The organism is Mesorhizobium sp. M7A.F.Ca.US.005.03.2.1 (assembly GCF_003997795.1).
In the GTDB taxonomy this organism is placed as follows: domain Bacteria; phylum Pseudomonadota; class Alphaproteobacteria; order Rhizobiales; family Rhizobiaceae; genus Mesorhizobium; species Mesorhizobium ciceri.
In genome coordinates this window covers 1-3,390 of sequence record NZ_RZRP01000695.1, presented here as the reverse complement: position 1 = coordinate 3,390, position 3,390 = coordinate 1, and the positions used below count along the sequence as shown (strand labels likewise).

The window sequence follows — 3,390 nt, the reverse complement described above, 5'->3', positions numbered from 1 at the left end:
GCGCTCCTCCGGCAAGTCGAAGTCAAAGAGATCGACGCGCATCAGTAGAGCCGGACGAGCAGCGCTCCGGCTAAGAGCAGCACCGCGCCGGCAACGCGTCCCAGCGAGATTTCACGCACCGCGACGCCGAGGAAGCCGACGCGGTCGATGAGCATGCCGGCCAGCAACTGGCCGGCGACCAGAAACGCCATCAGCGCGGCAGCACCTATGCGTGGCGTCAGGATCGTCGACAGCGTGACATAGAAACCGCCGAGCATGCCGCCGGCCACGAACAGCCAGGGCGCCGGCGCTTTCCAGTCGAGCGAGATGCCTTGCAGCTTCACCACCGTAACGGAGATGATGCCGAGCACGATCGCGCCCGACAGGAACGAAAACGCAGCCGCCGCGACCGGGAGACCCAGGCCGCGCGCCAGCTGCGAATTGATCGGCGCCTGAATGGCAATGAAGGCGCCGGACAGGATGCCGAGAAGCGACCAGACGACGCCCATCATTGTCGTTTGCCCTTACTTGACGTCGGCCGCGACCTTCAGCGACACGATCTTGTCGGGATCCTGCACCGGCTCGCCGCGCTTGATCTTGTCGACATTGTCCATGCCTTCGATGACCTGGCCCCAGACCGTGTACTGGCGGTTGAGGAAGGCGGCATCGTCGAAGCAGATGAAGAACTGCGAATTGGCCGAGTTCGGGTTCTGCGAACGGGCCATCGAGCAGGTGCCGCGGCCATGGTTGGCGTTGGAAAATTCGGCCTTCAGGTCCGGCTTCTCAGAGCCGCCCATGCCCGCGCGGGACGGCGCGAAGGAAGGCTTGCTCGAATTGCCGAACTTGACGTCGCCGGTCTGGGCCATGAAGCCTTCGATGACGCGGTGGAAGACCACGCCGTCATAGGCGCCTTCCCTAGCCAGTTCCTTGATGCGGGAGACGTGGCCCGGCGCCAGGTCGGGGAAAAGTTCGATGACGACCGTGCCCTTGGTCGTTTCCATGATGAGCGCGTTCTCGCGGTCCTTGATTTCGGCCATGTCAGATATCCTTTTGAGAAAACAGAGTTATTTGGCAATTTTACTTGTCTGCGGCGATGCGCACCTTGATCATCCGGTCGGGGTCGGAGACCGTGCCGTTATCCGCCTGGTCGCCCTTCTTGATGTGATCCACCAGTTCCATGCCGCTGACGACATTGCCGACGATGGTGTACTGGCCGTCGAGCGGCGGTGCCGGAGCGAACATGATGAAGAACTGCGAATTGGCCGAATTGGGGTCCTGCGAGCGGGCCATGCCGACCACGCCGCGCTTGTAATGTTCGGTCTGCGAGAATTCGGCCGGCAGGTCGGGCAGGTCGGAACCGCCAGTGCCGACGGCCTCGGCGCTGAAACCTTTTTTCATATTGCCGAACTTGACGTCGCCGGTCTGCGCCATGAAGCCGTCTATGACGCGGTGGAAGGCGACGTTGTCATAGGCGCCTTGGCGCACCAGCTTCTTGATCTGCTCGACATGCTTTGGCGCCAGATCGGGCCGAAGCGCAATGGTGACGTCGCCGTCCTTCAGCGTGATGACCATGGTGTTTTCCGGGTCGGCGGCGAAGGCCGAGACCGATGCGGTCACAAGGCCGGCAAGCACAACGAGGAACGAGGCGAGCTTTTTCAGCTGCATATCTATCTCCGGAATCTTATTTCGCGAATTTGGCGGTGAGCGCACCGGCAACCGCCGCCGGGACGAAGGGGCGGATGTTGCCTCCCATAGAGGCAATCTGGCGGACAAGTGTGGCGGTAATGGTGCGCACGGACGGGCTGGCGGGCAGAAAAACCGTCTGCAACTCAGGTGCCATAGTCTCGTTCATGCCGGCCATCTGCATCTCATAGTCGAGGTCGGTGCCGTCGCGCAGGCCGCGGATCATGATCGAGGCGCCGTGCTTCCTGGCGGCGTCGATGACCAGCCCGTCGAAAGCGACGACCTTGATACGGGCACCATCGCTGCCGAATTCCGCCTTCGCCGCGGTCTCGATCAGCTTCACCCGCTCCTCGAAGGAAAACAGCGGCTGCTTGCCCGGATGGATGCCGATCGCCGCATAGACGATGTCGGCCACGGCCAGCGAAGCCTTCAGCACATCGAGATGGCCGTTGGTCAGCGGGTCGAAGGAGCCGGCATAGAGGGCGATGCGTTCGGTCATGGCAGGTGCTTCTAATGCATGATCCCAAAAAGTGGAAACCGGTTTTTGCGGACAAACGGTTTTTCGTTTGTCCTAGAGATCATGCTCAAATGAAAGCTAGAGCCTGTTCCATCTTCCGTCCACCAAGATGGAACAGGCTCTAGCGAGCCTCTCTCGCAAAGGCAAATCCGATCGGCGCGCCGGCCGTGAACCTTTTCCGGCACATGAACGACAGATGAACACGCTGATCACGAAGCCTTCACGCAGCGTTCACTAGGTTGCACCTTAATTAGATGAAACCAAAATCCCATCTATCCGTTGTTAGGCGCAGGAGAACACGCACATGCTGATCTACATGCTCGCCACCGCAATGACCGTCGCCATGCTGATCGCCACCGTATTTGGGCTGCATCAGGAGGCACAACGCATCCGCGTCAAGGCAAACACCAAGCGCTTCGAAGGCTTCGGCCCGCGTAAGCCATATCGCCACTACTGATAAAGCCTGGACTTGCTGCCGCGCCGGCCAGCTGGCCGGCGTTGCCATGTCAAAACCTGGGTGCCGGACTTAGTCCGCACCCTCCGGACCGGCGTCAGACGCCGCAGCGGCATCGGCACCGCCCTCGACGGTTTCTTCGCTTTCTTCGTCCGCTTGCGGTTCAGAGATCCGCTCGACCGAAACCACCTTTTCGCCTTCAGCCGTGTTGAAGATGGTCACACCCTTGGTGGCGCGGCTGGCGAAACGAATGCCGTTGACCGGCACCCGGATGACGGTGCCGCCGTCCGACACCAGCATGATCTGGTCGTCATTGCCGACCGGGAAGGTCGCCACCAGCCTGCCAATCTCGGCCGCCTTCGACACGTCGGTGGCGCGGATGCCCTTGCCGCCGCGTCCGGTCAGCCGGAAATCATAGGACGACGAACGCTTGCCGTAGCCGAATTCGGTCACCGTCAGCACGTACTGTTCGTGCGCCTTGAGTTCTTCGTATCGGCTGTCGGAAAGCTCTGTCTCCTCTCCGATCTCCTCATTGGTCAGCGCGATCTCTTCCTCTTCTCCGGCCGTTTCCGTGGCAAGCCGCCGCTCCGCCGCCGCGCGCTTCAGGTAAGCGGCGCGTTCCGCCGGCGAAGCATCGACATGCTCTATCACCGACATCGAGATGATGCGGTCGGTCTCGGCCATGGTTATGCCGCGCACACCGACCGAATTGCGGCTCTGGAAGACGCGCACGTCGCCGACGGAGAAGCGTATGCAC

Annotated in this window: 6 protein-coding genes; 1 reads left to right on the top strand and 5 read right to left on the bottom strand. The window is 61.4% G+C overall.

The window, feature by feature from the left end:
* Positions 1-41 precede the first annotated feature (41 nt).
* The 4 genes from EN991_RS28525 to coaD all read right to left on the bottom strand — a co-directional run bounded on the left by EN991_RS28525 (position 42) and on the right by coaD (position 2,161).
* The gene (locus tag EN991_RS28525) at positions 42-491 is read right to left on the bottom strand and encodes a DMT family transporter (RefSeq protein ID WP_013531824.1); all 450 of its coding nucleotides are present in this window, start codon (positions 489-491) and stop codon (positions 42-44) included.
* A 12-nt stretch (positions 492-503) separates the two neighbouring features.
* Positions 504-1,016: a peptidylprolyl isomerase gene (locus EN991_RS28520; protein ID WP_013531825.1), complete on the bottom strand. Its 513-nt coding sequence runs from the start codon at positions 1,014-1,016 to the stop codon at positions 504-506.
* 40 nt (positions 1,017-1,056) lie between these two features.
* On the bottom strand, positions 1,057-1,551 hold the full coding sequence (locus EN991_RS28515; protein WP_224619653.1) for a peptidylprolyl isomerase: 495 nt from the start codon (positions 1,549-1,551) through the stop codon (positions 1,057-1,059).
* Between the two features lie 109 nt (positions 1,552-1,660).
* Entirely contained in the window at positions 1,661-2,161 is a 501-nt protein-coding gene (coaD, locus tag EN991_RS28510) for a pantetheine-phosphate adenylyltransferase (RefSeq protein WP_013531827.1), read from the bottom strand.
* A gap of 322 nt (positions 2,162-2,483) precedes the next feature.
* Here coaD and EN991_RS28505 point away from each other — a divergent pair, with 322 nt between their 5' ends.
* The gene (locus EN991_RS28505; protein ID WP_081714296.1) at positions 2,484-2,636 is read left to right on the top strand and encodes a hypothetical protein; all 153 of its coding nucleotides are present in this window, start codon (positions 2,484-2,486) and stop codon (positions 2,634-2,636) included.
* A 69-nt stretch (positions 2,637-2,705) separates the two neighbouring features.
* Here EN991_RS28505 and EN991_RS28500 read toward each other — a convergent pair.
* Positions 2,706-3,390: DNA gyrase C-terminal beta-propeller domain-containing protein (locus tag EN991_RS28500; RefSeq protein WP_281058816.1), on the bottom strand; the 685-nt coding region annotated here is incomplete at its 5' end.